Annotated in this window: 19 protein-coding genes; 6 read left to right on the top strand and 13 right to left on the bottom strand. The window is 61.6% G+C overall.

The window, feature by feature from the left end:
* Nucleotides 1–37: 37 nt before the first annotated feature.
* Nucleotides 38–925, bottom strand: a complete 888-nt coding sequence (locus J3P75_RS24785) for a DMT family transporter (protein WP_434708531.1) — start codon at nt 923–925, stop codon at nt 38–40.
* A 96-nt stretch (nt 926–1,021) separates the two neighbouring features.
* Here J3P75_RS24785 and J3P75_RS24780 point away from each other — a divergent pair, with 96 nt between their 5' ends.
* The 3 genes from J3P75_RS24780 to J3P75_RS24770 all read left to right on the top strand — a co-directional run bounded on the left by J3P75_RS24780 (nt 1,022) and on the right by J3P75_RS24770 (nt 3,529).
* Nucleotides 1,022–1,816 carry an AraC family transcriptional regulator gene (locus J3P75_RS24780; RefSeq protein WP_434708530.1) on the top strand — a complete coding sequence of 265 codons (795 nt, stop codon included), beginning with the start codon at nt 1,022–1,024 and terminating at the stop codon, nt 1,814–1,816.
* A gap of 63 nt (nt 1,817–1,879) precedes the next feature.
* Nucleotides 1,880–2,185, top strand: a complete 306-nt coding sequence (locus J3P75_RS24775; protein ID WP_090280913.1) for a PsiF family protein — start codon at nt 1,880–1,882, stop codon at nt 2,183–2,185.
* 330 nt (nt 2,186–2,515) lie between these two features.
* The gene (locus J3P75_RS24770; RefSeq protein ID WP_203420543.1) at nt 2,516–3,529 is read left to right on the top strand and encodes an AI-2E family transporter; all 1,014 of its coding nucleotides are present in this window, start codon (nt 2,516–2,518) and stop codon (nt 3,527–3,529) included.
* A 133-nt stretch (nt 3,530–3,662) separates the two neighbouring features.
* Here the strand turns inward: J3P75_RS24770 and J3P75_RS24765 are convergent, their stop codons facing one another.
* The gene (locus J3P75_RS24765; RefSeq protein ID WP_434708529.1) at nt 3,663–4,937 is read right to left on the bottom strand and encodes an Hsp70 family protein; all 1,275 of its coding nucleotides are present in this window, start codon (nt 4,935–4,937) and stop codon (nt 3,663–3,665) included.
* Nucleotides 4,938–5,229: 292 nt separating this feature from the next.
* On the opposite strand from J3P75_RS24765, the gene J3P75_RS24760 reads away from it, so the two are divergent.
* From J3P75_RS24760 to J3P75_RS24750, 3 genes are all read left to right on the top strand, one after another.
* Entirely contained in the window at nt 5,230–6,174 is a 945-nt protein-coding gene (locus tag J3P75_RS24760) for a DnaJ C-terminal domain-containing protein (protein ID WP_434708528.1), read from the top strand.
* Nucleotides 6,175–6,197: 23 nt separating this feature from the next.
* Nucleotides 6,198–6,503, top strand: coding sequence for a chaperone modulator CbpM (locus J3P75_RS24755; RefSeq protein WP_093105256.1), 306 nt, complete (start codon nt 6,198–6,200; stop codon nt 6,501–6,503).
* Between the two features lie 360 nt (nt 6,504–6,863).
* Complete coding sequence (locus J3P75_RS24750; protein WP_434708527.1) at nt 6,864–8,063, top strand: SET domain-containing protein; 1,200 nt, start codon at nt 6,864–6,866, stop codon at nt 8,061–8,063.
* Nucleotides 8,064–8,120: 57 nt separating this feature from the next.
* Here the strand turns inward: J3P75_RS24750 and ureC are convergent, their stop codons facing one another.
* The 11 genes from ureC to urtA form a co-directional block, all read right to left on the bottom strand.
* The gene (ureC, locus tag J3P75_RS24745; RefSeq protein WP_258450658.1) at nt 8,121–9,821 is read right to left on the bottom strand and encodes an urease subunit alpha; all 1,701 of its coding nucleotides are present in this window, start codon (nt 9,819–9,821) and stop codon (nt 8,121–8,123) included.
* Between the two features lie 125 nt (nt 9,822–9,946).
* Complete coding sequence (locus tag J3P75_RS24740; RefSeq protein WP_208938918.1) at nt 9,947–10,255, bottom strand: urease subunit beta; 309 nt, start codon at nt 10,253–10,255, stop codon at nt 9,947–9,949.
* Nucleotides 10,255–10,788 carry a GNAT family N-acetyltransferase gene (locus J3P75_RS24735; protein ID WP_434708526.1) on the bottom strand — a complete coding sequence of 178 codons (534 nt, stop codon included), beginning with the start codon at nt 10,786–10,788 and terminating at the stop codon, nt 10,255–10,257. Before J3P75_RS24735 ends, J3P75_RS24740 begins: the two co-directional genes overlap by 1 nt.
* A gap of 5 nt (nt 10,789–10,793) precedes the next feature.
* Nucleotides 10,794–11,327 carry a GNAT family N-acetyltransferase gene (locus J3P75_RS24730; protein ID WP_434708525.1) on the bottom strand — a complete coding sequence of 178 codons (534 nt, stop codon included), beginning with the start codon at nt 11,325–11,327 and terminating at the stop codon, nt 10,794–10,796.
* Nucleotides 11,328–11,335: 8 nt separating this feature from the next.
* Complete coding sequence (gene ureA / locus J3P75_RS24725) at nt 11,336–11,638, bottom strand: urease subunit gamma (protein ID WP_042608931.1); 303 nt, start codon at nt 11,636–11,638, stop codon at nt 11,336–11,338.
* A 227-nt stretch (nt 11,639–11,865) separates the two neighbouring features.
* Nucleotides 11,866–12,705 (bottom strand): urease accessory protein UreD, encoded by an 840-nt coding sequence (locus J3P75_RS24720; RefSeq protein WP_434708524.1) that lies wholly within the window; start codon nt 12,703–12,705, stop codon nt 11,866–11,868.
* 43 nt (nt 12,706–12,748) lie between these two features.
* The gene (urtE, locus tag J3P75_RS24715) at nt 12,749–13,447 is read right to left on the bottom strand and encodes an urea ABC transporter ATP-binding subunit UrtE (RefSeq protein WP_203420552.1); all 699 of its coding nucleotides are present in this window, start codon (nt 13,445–13,447) and stop codon (nt 12,749–12,751) included.
* A gap of 133 nt (nt 13,448–13,580) precedes the next feature.
* Complete coding sequence (gene urtD, locus J3P75_RS24710; protein WP_434708523.1) at nt 13,581–14,450, bottom strand: urea ABC transporter ATP-binding protein UrtD; 870 nt, start codon at nt 14,448–14,450, stop codon at nt 13,581–13,583.
* On the bottom strand, nt 14,447–15,526 hold the full coding sequence (gene urtC, locus J3P75_RS24705) for an urea ABC transporter permease subunit UrtC (RefSeq protein ID WP_258450655.1): 1,080 nt from the start codon (nt 15,524–15,526) through the stop codon (nt 14,447–14,449). Before urtC ends, urtD begins: the two co-directional genes overlap by 4 nt.
* Nucleotides 15,526–17,028, bottom strand: a complete 1,503-nt coding sequence (urtB, locus tag J3P75_RS24700; RefSeq protein WP_434708522.1) for an urea ABC transporter permease subunit UrtB — start codon at nt 17,026–17,028, stop codon at nt 15,526–15,528. Before urtB ends, urtC begins: the two co-directional genes overlap by 1 nt.
* A 255-nt stretch (nt 17,029–17,283) precedes the next feature.
* The gene (urtA, locus tag J3P75_RS24695) at nt 17,284–18,549 is read right to left on the bottom strand and encodes an urea ABC transporter substrate-binding protein (RefSeq protein ID WP_434708521.1); all 1,266 of its coding nucleotides are present in this window, start codon (nt 18,547–18,549) and stop codon (nt 17,284–17,286) included.
* Between the last annotated feature and the right edge of the window lie 278 nt (nt 18,550–18,827).

Here is an 18,827-nt window from a genome sequence, read left to right as displayed (position 1 = left end):
CAATTGTAGGAGTGAGCTTGCTCGCGATAGGGCCGGATCAGGCGACGCTGATTCTACGGCCCAACACTGTGGTCCAGCGCTCCGACAACACCACCCCTCCCAACGTCAGCAACCCGCCGACCAGGTGATACATCGCCAACTGCTCCTTCAACACCACCGCCGCAATCAGCGCGGTAATCAGCGGCAGCAAATTGAAGAACAACGTCGTGCGGCTCGGCCCCAGACGCTGCACTGCCTGCATCCAAGCCAGCGGCGCGAGCATTGATGCCAGCAGGCAGGCGTACAGCACCAGCGGAATGTTCTGTACGGTCAGCCCGGTTTTCGGTGAAGCGGCGTACAGCGGAAACAATACGACGATCGCCACCAACACCTGCAAGTACAGCAACACCAGCGGTGGCAAACGCAGTTGCCATTTTTTCAGCAGCGTGCTGTAGATCGCGTAGGCCAGCGTGGCGATCAGCATCATCGCGTCGCCCAGATTCACCCCGTGTTGCAGCAGGCTGCCAAGGCTGCCGGACGACACCACCACCAGCACCCCGGCGAACGACAGCACCGCGCCAACCAGCGCCCCGGCAGTCAAACGTTGTCCGAGGCTGATGATCGCCATGGCCAGCGCCATCAACGGCATCAGCGAGAGGATGATGCCCATGTTGGTCGCAGTGGTCAGGGTTGCAGCAAAGTAGGCGAGGCTCTGATAGACCGCCATGCCCAGCACACCGAGGATGAAAATCCTGCCCAGGTTCGGGCGAATCTGCGGCCAGTGCGCGATCACCGCTTTGAACATGAACGGAGTGAACAGCAGGCCCGCCAGCAGCCAGCGGTAGAAACCGATCTCGGCCGGGAAAATCGCCCCGACCGCCAGTTTGTTGATCACGGTATTGCCGGCCCAGATAAAAATTGCCAGCAGTGGAAACGCGTATTGCATGAGTTGGAACCAGTACGTTGATGAACAGCGATTATCGCTTGTCTGGATGCAGGCCTATACTGCGAAACGGACAACCTGCCTCTGCAACCGGACAGCATGAACAGTAAACACATCGATCTGCTGGATTTCAGTGAGCTGCCGTCGGCGGTGTACTTTCGCTACGCCGATTTCAACGCTCACGAATTTGCCGCACCGCATCGGCACCCGTGGGGCACGCTGGAATACGCGGCCCACGGTGTGCTGCACATGGAGGTCGATGGCAGCCGCTTCATGTCACCGCCGCAATACGCCGTGTGGGTGCCGCCGCAGGTCGAACACAGTTTCTACAGCCATCAACCGGTCAACTATCGCGCGGTGTGCCTTGATCCCAAGGTCTGCGCCGAGTTGCCGACGCGGGCCTGCACCCTGGCGATAAGCGACATTCTCAAGGCGATCCTCAAGGACTTCGCCGCCCGCGACGTGAAGATCCCGCAACTCGATGCCGATCAGCGCCTGGCGCAGGTGCTGGTCGATCAGCTGCGGCAGGCGCCAGCGCATGAATGCTACCTGCCGTACGCCAGCAGCCCCGGTTTGCTGGCGATTCTTGATGCGTTGCAGGCCGAGCCGGGCAACAATCAGCCGCTGGCCCACTGGGCGCTGCAGGTGCATGTCAGCGAGCGCACGCTGGCCCGGCAGTTTGTCCGTGAGCTGGGGATGAGTTTCGGTGAGTGGCGCCAGCGTTTGCGTTACCTTGCCGCCATCGAGGCGCTGGAAACCGCACGCAGCGTGCAGGAAATCGCCTTCGATCTCGGCTACAGCAGCGGCTCGGCGTTCATCGCCATGTTCGCCCGCCAGGCGGGGTGCACGCCGGAGCAATATCGCCGCAGCCACCTGGAAGGCAGGAAGGTGTAACAGGATTTGGCTACACTCCAGCCGAGGTCGCATCCATCGGTGCGGCAACCAGGAGAAAACTCCATGAAGATGTTGCGTGTGCCTTTGTTGATGATCGGTCTGCTCCTGTGTTCCCAGGGTTTCGCCGCCACGGCGCAACAGAACAAGATGACCACCTGCAATGCCGATGCGACCGCCAAGAGTCTGAAAGGTGACGAGCGCAAGACTTTCATGAGCACCTGCCTCAAGGCCACCCCGGCAGCGAACGACGGCAAGGTCCTGACTCCGCAGCAGCAGAAGATGAGCACCTGCAATGCCGACGCGAAAACCAAGGCGCTGACCGGCGATGCGCGCAAGGCGTTCATGAGTGATTGTCTGAAGAAGAAATAAGGCGGAACGCGTGTTTTTTGGCTGCGATGCAGGGCTTGAGAGCGGCCCTCACCCTAACCCTCTCCCGGAGGGAGAGGGGACTGACCGCGTCGATGCCGAGTAGGTCTGCATACTGAAAAACCCGATCGATTCTGGATTCGGCATGCACGCTCAGGTCGGCGGATCTCTGCAGCAACCCCCGGTCGGTCCCCTCTCCCTTTGGGAGAGGGCTAGGGTGAGGGAAAAATTCGCAAGCCCTGCGCGGAAATCCGAAACCCTGCATATCCCTAGTGCTCTCCCCGGATCGCTGGCAGACTGCCCATCCTTTTACGCCGTTCGTTTTGAGGCTGTATGCCAACGTTTTCTCAGCGTCATGTCGTGTTCTGGGTCAGTTGCATCATCATTTTCGGCGGTTTGCTGCTGGTGCTGCCGCTGCGTTTGTTGCCAAGTCTGCTGGCCGGGTTGCTGGTGTTCGAGCTGGTCAACATGCTGACCCCGCAGTTGCAACGCTTGATCGAAGGCCGCCGAGCGCGCTGGCTGGCGGTGGCGTTGCTGGGCACGCTGGTGGTGAGTGTGCTGGCGCTGATCTTCGCTGGCGCGATCAGTTTTCTGTTGCACGAAGCGGAAAACCCCGGCGCTTCCCTTGATAAATTCATGGGTGTGGTCGATCGTGCGCGCGGGCAATTGCCGCCGTTCATCGACGCTTATCTGCCGGCCAGTGCGGCGGAGTTTCGCGTAGCAATTGGCGAATGGCTGGGCAAGCACCTGTCCGACCTGCAACTGGTCGGCAAGGACGCCGCACACATGTTCGTCACGCTGCTGATCGGCATGGTGCTCGGCGCGATCATTGCCCTGCAACGCATTCCCGACGTGACCAAACGCAAGCCACTGGCTGCGGCCCTGTTTGATCGTCTGCACCTGTTGGTGCAGGCGTTTCGCAACATCGTCTTCGCGCAGATCAAGATTTCCCTGCTCAACACCTTCTTCACCGGGATCTTTCTTGCAGTGGTCTTGCCGATGTTCGGGATCAAGCTGCCGCTGACCAAGACCCTGATCGTGCTGACCTTCCTGCTCGGCCTGCTGCCGGTGATCGGCAATCTGATTTCCAACACGCTGATCACCATCGTCGGCCTCTCGCTGTCGATCTGGGTGGCCGTTGCGGCGCTGGGTTATCTGATCGTTATCCACAAGCTGGAATACTTCCTCAACGCGCGCATCGTCGGTGGGCAGATCAGTGCGAAGTCGTGGGAGTTGCTGCTGGCGATGCTGGTGTTCGAAGCCGCGTTCGGTTTGCCGGGAGTGGTGGCGGGGCCGATTTATTACGCGTACCTGAAGAGCGAGTTGAAGCTGGGCGGGATGGTGTAACTCCAGATCGTTCTCACGCTCTGCGTGGGAATGCATCCCGTGACGCTCCGCGTCACAGCCTCAACAGCGGACGCAGAGCGTCCATGGCGGCATTCCTGCGCGGAGCGTTGGAACGATCAGGTCTCAAGGCAGATCAGGCCATCGCGCCATAACGCTTCATGGCTTCAATCGCCAGGCCGCTGCCAATGCTGCCGAAGATATTGCCTTCGACATGCCGCGCTTTCGGCAGCATCGCCGAGACGCTGTTGCGCAGTGCCGGGATGCCGCTGGAGCCGCCGGTGAAGAACACCGTATCGACCTGATCGACCGCCACACCGGCATCGCTCAACAGCTGCGTGACGCTGCCGCGCACCCGCTCCAGCAGCGCATCGATCGACGATTCGAACAGCGCCCGCGTCAGTTCCACGCTCAAACCGGCTTCGATGCGATCCAGCGGCACATGGCGACTGTCGGTGTGGGTCAGCTGGATCTTGGTTTCTTCGACTTCCATCGCCAGCCAGTGCCCGGCACGCTGCTCGATCAGCTTGAACAGCCGGTCGATGCCGCCGGTGTCTTCGATGTCGTAGCGCATGCTGCCCAGCGCCAACGTCGACTTCTGCGAGTACACCGAGTTGATGGTGTGCCAGGTCGCCAGGTTCATGTGATGGCTGGTCGGCATGTAGGCGCCGCTTTTCATCCGGCTGCCGTAGCCGAACAGCGGCATCAGGCCTTGCAGACTCAGCTGTTTGTCGAAGTCGGTACCGCCGATGTGCACGCCGCCAGTGGCGAGGATGTCGTCGTGACGGTTATCCACTGCGCGGCGCTCGGGCGACAGGCGTACCAGCGAGAAGTCCGATGTACCGCCGCCGATGTCGACAATCAGCACCAGCTCTTCTTTCTCGATGGTCGACTCGTAATCGAACGCCGCAGCGATCGGTTCGTACTGGAACGACACATCCTTGAAACCGATCTTGCGAGCGACCTCGACCAGGGTGTCTTCGGCTTCCTGGTCGGCCAGCGGATCGTCATCGACGAAAAACACCGGGCGCCCCAGCACCACTTGCTCGAATTCACGACCGGCGGCGGTTTCGGCGCGGCTCTTGAGCTGGCCGATGAACAGCCCGAGCAGGTCCTTGAACGGCATCGCCGTGCCGAGCACGCTGGTGTCGTGCTTGATCAGCTTGGAACCGAGCAGACTTTTCAGCGAGCGCATCAGCCGGCCTTCGTAGCCTTCCAGATACTCGTGCAGCGCCAGGCGCCCGTAGACCGGACGGCGTTCCTCGATATTGAAGAAGACCACCGAGGGCAGGGTGATCTTGTCGTCTTCCAGCGCGATCATGGTGTCCATGCCGGGGCGCAGCCAGCCGACGGTGGAGTTGGACGTGCCGAAGTCGATGCCGCAGGCACGGGCTGGAGAGGCGTCTTTCATGTCTTTCGGTTCCGGTCAAAAAAACGGCCGCGCAGTGTATGTCAGTGCGCGCCAGATTCGAAGGCCGGTCATCTGCTATTTCGCATCCCGGTTGCCTTGAAACCTCGCGGTTCGCCCCAAACTTGCTGGCATGGGCCGGCAGATACATCGGCGGTCAACAGAACCGCCGGCCACTGCCGATAAACTTCTGCGGCGCCACCCGGTCACAATCTTGAGATCGGTCAACCCGGCACGTGCCAATCGGGCGCAGGCTGGCAACGGCGCGAAATCGATAACGGATGGTGATCCTTCAATGGACTTCAAAGACTATTACAAGATACTCGGCGTGGAGCCGACAGCGGACGACAAGGCGATCAAGGCGGCCTATCGCAAGCTGGCGCGCAAATACCACCCCGATGTCAGCAAGGAAAAGGACGCCGAGGCCAAATTCAAAGACGCCTCGGAAGCCTATGAAGCGCTGAAAAGCGCCGACAAGCGCGCCGAATACGACGAGCTGCGCCGTTATGGCCAGCACGGTCAGCCCTTCCAGGGGCCACCGGGCTGGCAGAGCCGTGGCGGCTTTGGTGGCGGCGGTGCCGATTCCGGCGACTTCTCGGACTTCTTCAGTTCGATCTTCGGCAATCGCGGCCCCGGTTTCGGTGGCGGCGAAGGCCGGCAATCCCGTGGGCGGCGAGGGCAGGACGTGGAAATGGAATTGCCGGTGTTTCTTGAGGAAACCCTGTCGAACGAGTCGAAGAAAGTCACCTTCCAGGTGCCGCAATACAACGCGCACGGCCAACACGTCAGCAACACCAGCAAGAGCCTCAACGTGAAAATTCCGGCGGGCGTTGCCGATGGCGAGCGCATCCGCTTGAAGGGCCAGGGCGCGCCGGGTGTCGGTGGCGGGGCGAATGGTGATCTGTATCTGACCATCCGCTTTGCGCCGCACCCCAAGTTCGATGTCGAAGGCGACAACCTGATCATCACCTTGCCGCTGGCACCGTGGGAGCTGGCGCTGGGCACCGAAGTGGCGGTACCGACGCTGACCGGCAAGATCAACCTCAAGGTGCCGGCCGGCAGTCAGAACGGCCAGCGCATGCGTGCCAAGGGCCACGGTCTGAAGAGCAAGAGCGGCGAGCGCGGCTATCTGTTCGTGCAACTCAAGGCCGTGATGCCGAAAGCGGCCGACGATGAGGTCAAGGCGCTGTGGCAGGAACTGGCGAAAAAAGCCGCGTTCAACCCGCGAGAGAACTTCTGAATTCGACGACGGAGTAGCCCATCATGAGCACCCCCCTGAGCGTTCAACTGGACATGGCAGAATTCTGTGAGGCGGCCGATCTGTCGGACGTCTACGTGATCGAGATCGTCGAACACGGCATCCTCGAACCTCAGGGCGGGCCGCCGCGCGAATGGCGTTTCACCGATTACGAACTGGCCCTGGCCAAACGCGCCGCCAAGCTGCGACGCGACCTGGAGCTGGAATGGGAAGGCGTCGCCCTGGCGCTGGACCTGCTCGAAGAAGTGCGCGAGCTGCGCGCCGAAAACCGCATGTTGCGCCAGCGCCTGGGGCGTTTGCTGGTCGAGTAGAGCGGCAACGTCAGGTTATTGTTTGCACACATTTCTCTGGTTTGAGCGGGCGAAGCGCTCTGCTAGCTTTCGCTGAGGATCGGCAATGGACGCCGATTGACGTAGCGCTACGCTCACCGTGGCGCTGCGCAGTTCTTATAAGGAAATGTACGCATGCCAGTCAAACCCAAGCCGCCAACGCCCGGCACGACCCGTGTCGACGTACCCCCTCGCCCGCGCACGCCGGCTGATTCAACGCCGTCCGGAGCAGAAACAACCCGGTTCACACCTGACCCCGTGACGCGCCGAACACCTGGCGATACGCCTGAAGCTGCCGGCAGCACCGCCGATTCCTCGCAGGCAACGATCTCGAGGGTGCAGGTGCATGCATCCACGTCCGCTACCGCTGAAACCGTCAGCGCCGACGTCTCCGCGCTGCAGCAATACCTGATACCCGCGGCGACCACCTTGCCTGATGCTGACGCGGAGGGCGTTCGCACGTTCAAGGGGCGGCGCTACGCCGATGTTCAGGGGGGCGGCACGGTGTTGCTCGCTGTCGATGCGCAAACCGGGCTGCACCGGGCCCGGCTGGCGAGCGAACTGCAAGCCTCGGGCCCGGTGCTGGCGCATGACGCAGCCAGCAACCACTGGTATCCGTTGCAGGATTTCACCATTTCCACGCCGCAGGCTGTCATGCCGCGCAAGAGTCGTCGCTCGCCTCGTCGCAGTGACGACGAGTTCGAAATGGCCCTGGAGGAACTGCCGCGCAATGATGACGGAGGATCGGAAGAGTTTTTCCTCGCCTCCGAATCCATGCCGATCAAACCCTACACAGCACAGGAACTGAGCACGATGCGCAGCGAAACGCGCTATTCGTTTCTCGGTAACCAGTTGGGCACTTACAACCGCGCCAACAATGGCAAATATCCGCTACGTGACGTTGCCGGCAGACCGATCCGCATTCGAAAGCTGCAGACCAAAGTGCGCTTTGAAAACGGCGATCAGTTCACTTCCGAACAGATCAAGCCCTACATCAGGTACGAAGGTTATGAAGACGTGGCGATGCTCTATGAGGAGAAGCTGCAATGGCGCGTGTTTACCGAGGCCGACGCGAAAGTCCCCGGTGAAAAGGCCTTGATCGGCCAGTCCATGGTGGTGGCCAATCGGCGCATCGCCAAGGGCGAGGCCATCGGCGTCTACGGTGGCGTCATCACGCCGGCAAGGTTCGTGCGGCCTTATGAACAAACGTTCAGCATGCTCGCCGGGATGCGTCTGCAATATGGCCCGGGGCGAATGCTGCCTGATCCGCTGGCGATACTGGGCGACAACATCATTTCGCGGATCAACTCCAACTTCGAATACAACGAGGCAGGCAAGCCGATTCGCCAGGCGCCGAATGGCTATAACGTGGAAACCGTGCCGTTCGATATCGAGGCGCAACAGTGGGTAGGCGATAAACAGGTGACCCGCGACTTTATCCTCAACACGCTGTTCGCGTCGCAAGATATCCCGGCCGGCACCGAGCTGCGTCTGGATTACAACTACAGCGAACAACAGATGTCGTGGGCGTTCCCTGATTGATCAGGCAGCGCTGCCGGGCACGGACCTGAGCGTCCGTTTCCGACAGCGCAACCGCGGTCAGAAGAGGAAGTAACGCTGCGCCATCGGCAAGGTTTCCGCCGGCTCACACCACAGCAACACGCCGTCGGCCTTGACCTGATAGGTCTGCGGGTCGACGTCGATGTCCGGCAGGTAATCGTTGTGGATCAGGTCGGTTTTCTGCACGTCACGGCAACCTTTGACCACGGCGATTTTCTTCTTCAAACCCAGTGCTTCAGGCAAGCCGGCCTCCTGCGCCGCCTGACTGATGAAGGTCAGGCTGGTGGCATGCAGCGAACCCCCGTAGCTGGCGAACATCGGGCGGTAGTGCACCGGTTGCGGGGTCGGAATCGAGGCGTTGGCATCACCCATCAGGCTCGCGGCAATCGCCCCGCCCTTCAGAATCAGCGTTGGCTTCACACCGAAAAACGCCGGACGCCACAGCACCAGGTCGGCCCATTTGCCGACTTCCACCGAGCCGACTTCGTGGCTGATGCCATGGGTGATCGCCGGGTTGATGGTGTACTTGGCGATGTAGCGTTTGGCGCGGAAGTTGTCGTTGCCTTCGCCGTCCTGTGGCAGCGGGCCGCGCTGTTTTTTCATTTTGTCGGCGGTCTGCCAGGTGCGCGTGATGACTTCGCCGACACGGCCCATGGCCTGGCTGTCGGAGCTGATCATCGAGAATGCGCCGAGGTCGTGAAGGATATCTTCGGCGGCAATCGTCTCGCGGCGGATGCGGCTTTCGGCAAACGCGACGTCTTCGGCGATGCTCGGGTCGAGGTGGTGGCAGACCATCAGCATGTCGAGGTGTTCGTCGATGGTGTTGCGGGTGAACGGGCGGGTCGGGTTGGTCGAACTCGGCAAAACATTTGGGAAACCACAGGCTTTGATGATATCGGGCGCGTGCCCGCCGCCAGCCCCTTCGGTGTGATAGGTGTGGATGGTGCGGCCCTTGAACGCGCCGAGAGTGGTTTCGACAAAGCCGGATTCGTTGAGGGTGTCAGTGTGGATCGCCACCTGCACGTCGAACTGATCGGCGACGCTCAGGCAGTTGTCGATACTCGCCGGGGTGGTGCCCCAATCTTCGTGCAGCTTGAGGCCGATGGCGCCGGCCTTGACCTGTTCGATCAACGGTTCCGGCAGGCTGGCGTTGCCCTTGCCGGTGAGGCCGATGTTCATCGGGAACGCGTCGGCCGCCTGAAGCATGCGCGCCAGGTGCCAAGGGCCGGATGTGCAGGTGGTGGCGTTGGTGCCGGTGGCCGGGCCGGTGCCGCCGCCGATCATCGTGGTGACGCCGCTCATCAGTGCTTCTTCGATCTGCTGCGGGCAGATGAAATGGATGTGGGTGTCGATGCCGCCAGCGGTGAGGATCATGCCCTCGCCGGCAATCACTTCGGTGCCGGCACCGATGGCGATGGTCACGTCGGGCTGCACGTCGGGGTTGCCGGCCTTGCCGATCGCCGCAATGCGCCCGTCCTTGAGGCCGACGTCGGCCTTGACGATGCCCCAGTGGTCGATGATCAGCGCGTTGGTGATCAGCGTGTCGACCACTTCCGCAGCGAGCAACTGGCTTTGGCCCTGACCGTCGCGGATGACCTTGCCGCCACCGAACTTCACTTCTTCGCCGTAGGTGGTGAAGTCTTTCTCGACTTCGATCCACAGCTCGGTGTCGGCCAGGCGCACCTTGTCGCCGACGGTGGGGCCGAACATGTCGGCGTAGGCGCTTCTGGAAATCTTCATGTGCTTGCCTTATTTGATCGTTCCCACGCTCTGCGTGGGAATGCCGCCATGGACGCTCTGCGTCCGCCTTTTGTGACGCGGAGCGTCACGGGATGCATTCCCACGCGGAGCGTGGGAACGATCAGTCAGTCGAGATCACCCATGATGCGTCCGGCAAACCCGAACACCCGGCGATGCCCGGCGTAATCCACCAGCTCGACTTCACGGCTCTGCCCCGGCTCGAAACGCACCGCCGTGCCGGCCGGAATGTTCAGGCGCATGCCGCGGCTGGCGGCGCGGTCGAACAGCAGTGCGTCATTGGTTTCAAAAAAGTGATAGTGCGAACCGACCTGAATCGGCCGGTCACCGCTGTTGGCGACTTTCAGGCTGACGGTGCGGCGGCCGACGTTGAGTTCGATGTCGCCGGGCTGGATCTGGTACTGGCCAGGAATCATCACTGGGCTCCTTGCAGAATCTTGTAGTAGAGAGCGGTCGGTCGATAGGTGCCTTTCGGGTCGCAGGCGTAATCTGGAATTTGACCCGCGCGGGTGTAGCCCAACGCCTTGTAGAAATCTTCGGCGGGGGAGCCGGCTTCAGTGTCGAGGTAGAGCAGGCCGCGCTGGTGTTTGCGCGCTTCAAGCTCCAGCGCCTGCATCAACTGCTGACCGAGGCCGCGCCGCCGCGCGTGTTCGCGCACCAGCAGTTTCTGCACTTCGGCGCGATTGCGGCCGTTGGCTTTCTGGCACAAGCCCAATTGCACGCTGGCCAGCACTTGCTCGTCCTTGACCACCACCCAGAGCAGCACGCTGCCCTTGTTGACGTTGTCCTGCACTTCATCGAAATAGACGCGCGCCTGCGCCGCATCGAGGTCAGCCATGAAGCCGACGCTGGCGCCATAACCGACGGCGTCGAGCAACAGATCGATCAAGCCCTGGCGGTAATGCGCAAAGCTCTCAGCGTTGACGCGGCGCAACTGGGCGGCGTTCATCGGTGTCACTCCTTGTGGGCGTCAGGCGGTTGCGCGCCAGGGTTGAGGGTCAGTTGCATGAAGGTCAGATCGAGCCAGCGGCCGAACTTGGTACCGACCTGCGGCATCTGCCCGGTGATGCTGAAACCGGCGCGCTCGTGCAGACGAATCGAGGCGGCGTTGCCGCTTTCGATGGCGGCGACCATGACGTGTTTGCCGCAGGTTTTCGCGCGCTCGATCAGCGCCGTCATCAGTTGCGGGCCGAGGCCGTTGCCGCGCTGATCGCTGCGCACGTAAACCGAGTGTTCGACCGTGTGGCGGAAGCCGTCGAATGGGCGCCAGTCACCGAACGAAGCGTAGCCGAGCACGGCGTCGTCGCTGTCGACGATCACCAGAATCGGATAAGCCTGAGCCTGCCGCGCGCTGAACCACGCCTGGCGGTTGCCGAGGTCGACGGCTTGCTCGTTCCAGATTGCCGTGGTGTTGAGCACCGCGTCGTTGTAGATCTCGCGGATCGCTGGCAGGTCTGCGTGGACGGCATCGCGAATGGAATAAATCATGGCGCGCCTCAGACGATCGGTTGGTGAACGGTGACCAGTTTGGTGCCGTCGGGGAACGTCGCTTCGACCTGGATTTCCGGAATCATTTCCGCGATGCCCTCCATCACTTGCTCGCGGCTGAGCAGCGTGGTGCCGTAGTGCATCAACTCGGCGACGGTCTGGCCGTCACGCGCACCTTCAAGCAGCGCCGCGGAGATATAGGCCATGGCTTCCGGGTAATTGAGTTTCACGCCACGGGCCAGACGCCGCTCGGCAACGAGGCCGGCGGTGAAGATCAGCAGCTTGTCTTTTTCGCGTGGAGTCAGGTCCATGGTTCGGGTTCCATCAGGGCAGATTTGTGTAGTGTTCGCACCGGGCGGGGTGCCAGTCAAAGCGGCCCCTCACCCTAGCCCTCTCCCGAGGGAGAGGGAACAGATCTCGATTGTTTTCACTGGCCGGTTCAGTCAGCAGTATTTTTTCAAGCAATTGAATCCATCTCGGACGGCTCGGTCTGGCTCCCTCTCCCTCCGGGAGAGGGCGGGGGGTGAGGGTCTGGATTTCAGGTGCTCCATATTCTTGGCGCGACAGCCTCGCGACCGAGCAACGCAGGTCTGAGCAGTCGCCATAAATCAATCAGCCAGGCACGGGCGAGTAATGCTTCAGAGGCCAGACACCGCGCCACCAGCAACCCCGGCAACTGCGTCAGATCCCCATGCACGGCGTGGCCCAGCGAGCGACAGCGCTCCATGAGTTCAGCATCAATTTCACCGCTCACCAGCAACGTCGCAAACACCGGCTGGCCATCCAGCCCGATCGGCGAATCGAGCAAGCCATCGGCGCCGACGATGCGCTGGCGTTCATGCCAGAGCAAGCGGCCGTCGCGGCGGATATCCAGATGCGCCTGAAAGTGCCCCAGGTCGAAGCGCTCGCCACTGGCCGGCCTGCCCAGCGCCACGACATCCCAGTAGAACAGTCGCGCATCGCCCTCAAGGTCTATGGTCGTACTCAATTCAGCCTGCGCGGCGCTGTAGACGATGGTTTCCTGCGGCAGCCATTCCAGCGTCGCCCCGGCTGCCACGTGCAGATCGAGTTTTTGATAAGCCGGCCCTCCGGCGCGGTACCACTTGGCTGCGCCGGGGCTGGTGATCTGCGCCCAGGCGTTGGCTTCGACGCGGGCGCTGATGTCGAGGCGATCACCGCCGGCAATCCCCCCCGGCGGATGGACGATGATGTGCTGGCAGACTTCGGGCCCTTCGGCGTACAAATGCTTTTGCACACGCAGCGGGCCGAGGTGCCGGCGCATGACCGGACGTGTGCAATCGCCGAAGCGCGCGTAGGCCAGCTCCAGCTCGGCGTGCCAGCTCGGGGTAAACAGGGCAGGTGAGGCAAGTGAATTCATGGTGTGTGATTATCGTTAGGAAGCTACAGATTAGACCGGCGCGTTAGATCGTGACCAGCCCGCGAACACCTTCGGCCTCCATATTTTCACCGCGACCCTGCTGGACGATCTCGCCTCGCGACATCACCAGATACTGATCGGCCAGTTCCGCAGCGAAATCGTAGAACTGCTCGACCAGCAAAATCGCCATGTCGCCGCGTTCCGCGAGTTTCTTGATCACCGCGCCGATCTCTTTGATCACCGACGGTTGAATGCCTTCGGTGGGCTCGTCGAGAATCAGCAGCCGTGGACGACTGGCCAGTGCGCGACCAATCGCCAGTTGCTGTTGCTGACCACCGGACAGATCACCGCCGCGGCGCTGCTTCATTTGTAGCAGCACCGGGAACAACTCGTAGATGAAACCTGGAACTTCCCTGGCTTCACTGCCGGGAAAGCGCGACAGGCCCATCAGCAGATTTTCTTCAACCGTCAGGCGCCCAAAGATCTCGCGGCCTTGCGGCACATAAGCAATCCCGGCGTGCACGCGCTGGTGCGGCTTGAGCGTGGTGATCGGTTTGCCTTCCCAATTCACCGCGCCTTCCTTGGCGGGCAGCAGGCCCATCAGGCATTTGAGCAAAGTGGTCTTGCCCACGCCGTTACGCCCGAGCAGGCAGGTGACTTCGCCGACCTTCACGTCAAACGAGAGGCCGCGCAGGATGTGGCTACCGCCGTAGTACTGATGAAGTTTGTCGACTTGCAGCATGTTCGGATTCCCCCGGTGATCGTTCCCACGCTCTGCGTGGGAATGCCGCCACGGACGCTCTGCGTCCGCCGTTGTGTGACGCGGAGCGTCACGAGATGCATTCCCACGCGGAGCGTGGGAACGATCAAAGTGCCTAGCGGCCGAGATAGACCTCGATCACCCGCTCGTTTTCCTGCACCTGCTCAAGCGAGCCTTCGGCCAAAACGCTGCCCTGATGCAACACGGTGACATGGTCGGCAATCGAGCCGACAAAGCCCATGTCATGCTCGACCACCATCAGCGAATGCTTGCCCGCCAGCGACCTGAACAGCTCGGCAGTGAACTCGGTTTCGGCATCGGTCATGCCCGCGACCGGCTCATCGAGCAGGAGCAGTTGCGGGTCCTGCATCAGCAGCATGCCGATCTCCAGGAACTGCTTCTGGCCGTGGGACAACAGGCCCGCCGGACGATTGACCGAGGGGGTCAGGCGAATGGTTTCCAGCACTTCGCTGATGCGATCCTTTTGCTCGCCACTGAGGCGCGCACGCAAACTGGCCCACACCGACTTGTCGGTTTTCTGCGCCAGCTCGAGGTTCTCGAACACGCTCAGGGCTTCGAACACCGTTGGTTTCTGAAACTTGCGGCCGATCCCGGCTTGGGCGATCTGCACTTCGCTCATCTGCGTCAAATCCAGCGTTTCACCGAACCACGCCTTGCCGTGGCTCGGCCGGGTCTTGCCGGTGATCACGTCCATCAACGTGGTCTTGCCCGCGCCGTTGGGGCCGATAATGCAGCGCAGTTCGCCGACGCCGATGTACAGGTTGAGATTGTTCAGCGCACGGAAGCCATCGAAGCTGACGCTAATGTCTTCCAGGGTGAGGATCGTGCCGTGACGCGTATCGAGCCCCGGGCCGACGCGCTGGCCGAGGCCGATCGAGTCGCGGCTGGTGCCCTCGTCCTTGTTCGGCTCGACCGGGAAGAACGCCGGTTCGAGCATGAATTCAGCGCTCGCGGTTACTCTCATTGTTCACCTCGTTTCTTCAGCAGGCCGATCACGCCTTTGGGCAGGTACAGCGTCACGACGATGAACAGCGCGCCGAGGAAGAACAGCCAGTACTCCGGGAAAGCCACGGTGAACCAGCTCTTCATGCCGTTGACCACGCCGGCGCCGAGCAGCGGCCCGATCAGCGTGCCGCGCCCGCCGAGAGCGACCCACACCGCCGCTTCAATCGAGTTGGTCGGCGACATTTCGCTCGGGTTGATGATGCCCACCTGCGGTACATACAAGGCCCCGGCCAGACCGCACAACACTGCGCTCAACACCCAGACGAACAGCTTGAAACCGCGCGGGTCGTAGCCGCAGAACATCAAACGGTTTTCTGCATCGCGCAGTGCGGTCAGCACACGGCCGAACTTGCTCTGCGCCAGACGCCAGCCGATGAACAGACTCGCCACCAGCAGCAACACGGTGGCCAGAAACAGCACCGCACGGGTGCCCGGTTCGGTGATGCCGAAACCGAGGATCGTGCGGAAATTGGTGAAACCGTTGTTGCCGCCGAACCCGGTCTCGTTGCGGAAAAACAACAGCATGCCGGCGAACGTCAGCGCCTGGGTCATGATCGAGAAATACACGCCTTTGATCCGCGAGCGGAAGGCGAAGAATCCGAACACCAGCGCCAGCAGACCCGGCGCCAACACCACCAGACACAGCGCCCAGACAAAGCTGCTGGTACCGGTCCAGTACCACGGCAATTCGCTCCACGACAGAAACGTCATGAACGCCGGCAAGCCATCGCCGGCGGCCTGACGCATCAGGTACATGCCCATCGCATAGCCGCCGAGGGCGAAGAACAGACCGTGGCCCAGCGACAACAGCCCGGCATAGCCCCAGACCAGATCCAGCGCCAGAGCGACGATGGCGTAGCAGAGGATTTTGCCGACCAGCGTCAGGGTGTATGCCGAGATCGACAGTGCATTTTCCGCTGGCAACAACGACAGCAGTGGCAGGGCGATCAGCAAGGCCAGAACTACCGCGCCAACCGCGATGGTGACTTTCGGCCCGGCCTTTTGTGTGGCCGTGACTAACAGAGGCTGGTTCATCAGTCGATCACCCGTCCTTTCAGTGCGAAGAGGCCTTGCGGACGTTTCTGAATGAACAGAATGATCAGCGCGAGGATCAGGATCTTGCCGAGCACCGCACCGATCTGCGGTTCGAGAATCTTGTTGGCGATGCCTAAGCCAAATGCTGCGAGCACGCTACCGGCGAGTTGCCCGACGCCGCCGAGCACCACCACCAGAAACGAGTCGATGATGTAGCTCTGGCCCAGATCCGGGCCGACGTTGCCAATCTGACTCAGCGCGACACCACCGAGGCCGGCGATGCCCGAACCGAGGCCGAACGCAAGCATGTCGACACGCCCGGTCGGCACGCCGCAACAAGCGGCCATGTTGCGGTTCTGAGTCACGGCGCGCACGTTCAGGCCGAGGCGGGTCTTGTTCAGCAGCAGCCAGGTCAGCACCACCACGAACAGCGCGAACGCGATGATCACGATGCGGTTGTACGGCAGCACCAGGTTCGGCAGCACCTGAATGCCGCCCGACAGCCAGGCCGGGTTGGCGACTTCAACGTTTTGCGCACCGAACACCAGACGCACCAGTTGGATGAGCATCAGGCTGATGCCCCAGGTCGCGAGCAGGGTTTCCAGCGGGCGGCCGTAGAGGTGACGAATCACCGTGCGCTCCAGCGCCATGCCGATTGCCGCCGTGACGAAAAACGCCACTGGCAGCGCGATCAAGGGATAGAACTCGATGGCCTGCGGTGCGTAGCGCTGGAACATCAACTGCACCACGTAGGTCGAGTAGGCACCGAGCATCAGCATCTCGCCGTGGGCCATGTTGATCACCCCGAGCAGGCCGAAGGTGATCGCCAGACCGAGCGCCGCGAGTAGCAGAATCGAGCCGAGGGACATGCCGCTGAATGCCTGACCGAGGACTTCGCCGATCAGCAGTTTGCGTTTGACCTGAGCGAGGCTGGTTTCAGCGGCGGTGCGCACGCCGGCATCGCTTTCGACGCCGGGTTCGAGCAGGCCTTCGAGGCGTGTGCGTGCCAGCGGATCGCCGGTTTCACCGAGCAGGCGCACGGCGGCGAGGCGCACGGCCGGATCGGCGTCGACCAGTTGCAGATTGGCCAGCGCCAGACTCAGGGCTGCGTGGACACTTTCGTCCTTTTCGCCAGCCAGTTGCTGGTCGAGGAATTTCAGCTGCGCGGGTTTCGCGCTTTTCTGCAATTGCTGCGCGGCGCTCAGACGGATTTTGGCGTCAGCGGCGAGCAATTGATGGCTGGCCATCGCGGTGTCGATCAGACCCCGCAGGCGATTGTTCAGGCGCAGGGTTTTGGTTTGGCCGTCGATGCTCAGTTCGCCTTGTTGCAAGGCGCCAAGCAATTCGATACGCGCCGGATCGGGCTGCGCGGCCCAGGCTTCCAGCAGTCTGGCCTGTTGCGTCGGGTTGGCCGCGACGAAGTCTTCGGCGTCGCCGGCGTGGGCCAGTAGCGGCAGAAAGACTGCGATGGCAAGAAGCAAACGGTGTATGGCAGTGGGCATTAGAGGTGTGTCCTTTCTTGCGGTGGCCGATGGAGCGGTGTCCGGCTTTGAGTCCGCCCCTCACCCTAACCCTCTCCCAGAGGGAGAGGGGACTGACCGGGTTGTCAGGTCATCCAGCGTCGACCTGACATTTCTGCGCCGAACTCAGGTTCTGAAAGCGATAGAGATCAGCTCCCTTCCCCCTCGCCCCCTTGGGGGAGAGGGTTGGGGTGAGGGGGAAAGGATCTCCGCCTCACGACAAAACCCAAGTCAGACTCAGTTGCTCTTCACCGCATAATCGGGCTTCTTGTCGTTGCCCTGAATGAATGGGCTCCACGGTTGGGCGCGCACCGGGCCTTCGGTCTGCCAGACGACGTTGAACTGACCGTCGCTCTGGATCTCGCCGATCATCACCGGTTTGTGCAGGTGGTGGTTGGTCTTGTCCATGGTCAGGGTGTAACCGGACGGCGCGGCGAAGGTCTGGCCGGCGAGGGCTTCGCGGACCTTTTCGACGTCGGTGGATTTGGCTTTTTCGACGGCCTGCGCCCACATATGGATGCCGACATAAGTCGCTTCCATCGGATCGTTGGTCACCGCTTTGTCGGCGCCCGGCAGGTTGTGTTTCTTCGCGTAGGCTTTCCAGTCTGCGACGAACTTCTGGTTCACCGGGTTCTCGACGGATTCGAAGTAGTTCCACGCCGCGAGGTTGCCCACCAGCGGCTTGGTGTCGATGCCGCGCAGCTCTTCTTCACCGACCGAGAACGCTACAACCGGCACGTCGGTGGCCTTCAGACCCTGGTTGGCCAGCTCTTTATAGAACGGCACGTTGGAGTCGCCATTGACTGTCGAAATGACCGCTGTCTTGCCGCCGGCCGAGAACTTTTTGATGTTGGCAACGATGGTCTGGTAATCGCTGTGACCGAACGGCGTGTAGACCTCTTCGATGTCCTTGTCAGCCACGCCTTTGGAGTGCAGGAACGCGCGCAAAATCTTGTTGGTGGTGCGCGGGTAAACGTAGTCGGTGCCGAGCAGGAAATAGCGCTTGGCGCTGCCGCCTTCTTCGCTCATCAGGTATTCCACCGCCGGGATCGCCTGCTGGTTCGGCGCCGCGCCGGTGTAGAACACGTTCGGCGACATCTCTTCGCCTTCGTATTGCACCGGATAGAACAGCAGACCGTTGAGTTCTTCGAACACCGGCAGCACCGATTTGCGCGACACCGAAGTCCAGCAGCCGAACACCACAGCGACCTTGTCCTGGGTCAGCAGTTGCCGGCCCTTTTCCGCGAACAGCGGCCAGTTGGACGCCGGGTCGACCACCACCGGCTCGAGCATCTTGCCGTTCACACCGCCCTTGGCGTTGATCTCATCGATGGTCATCAGGGCCATGTCCTTGAGCGATGTTTCGGAGATCGCCATGGTCCCGGACAACGAATGCAGAATCCCGACCTTGATGGTCTCGGCGGCCTGGACAGTCCAGGTCATGCCCATCGCGGCAATGGATGCCGTGAGTGTGAAAGCCTTGATCAAACTGCGACGCTTCATTGTGCGATCTCCATGAACATTGAATTTTTATGGTTGGCAGATGCGGACGACTGAAGGGTGTTTTGCAAGGGCTGTGCCCGGTCGGGTTTCAGCAACTAAATGTCGTATCAGAGCGGTTGCTGGAAGGAACGGGTGCACCATCAGGGGACGCTCATGGCGCGTCGGTGCACACGGCTGCGCCAGATTGGGGCGTCGATGTCGACGTCGATATGGATACACAAACGATAAACATATACCGCGGTTGACCCGCCCCGCCGACGCACACTCATTCGCTCATC

The sequence above is a fragment of the Pseudomonas sp. R1-1 genome (genome assembly GCF_051132135.1).
Lineage (GTDB): Bacteria > Pseudomonadota > Gammaproteobacteria > Pseudomonadales > Pseudomonadaceae > Aquipseudomonas.
Note: the sequence above shows the minus strand (reverse complement) of the source record. Positions and strands in the feature narration are given on the sequence as shown.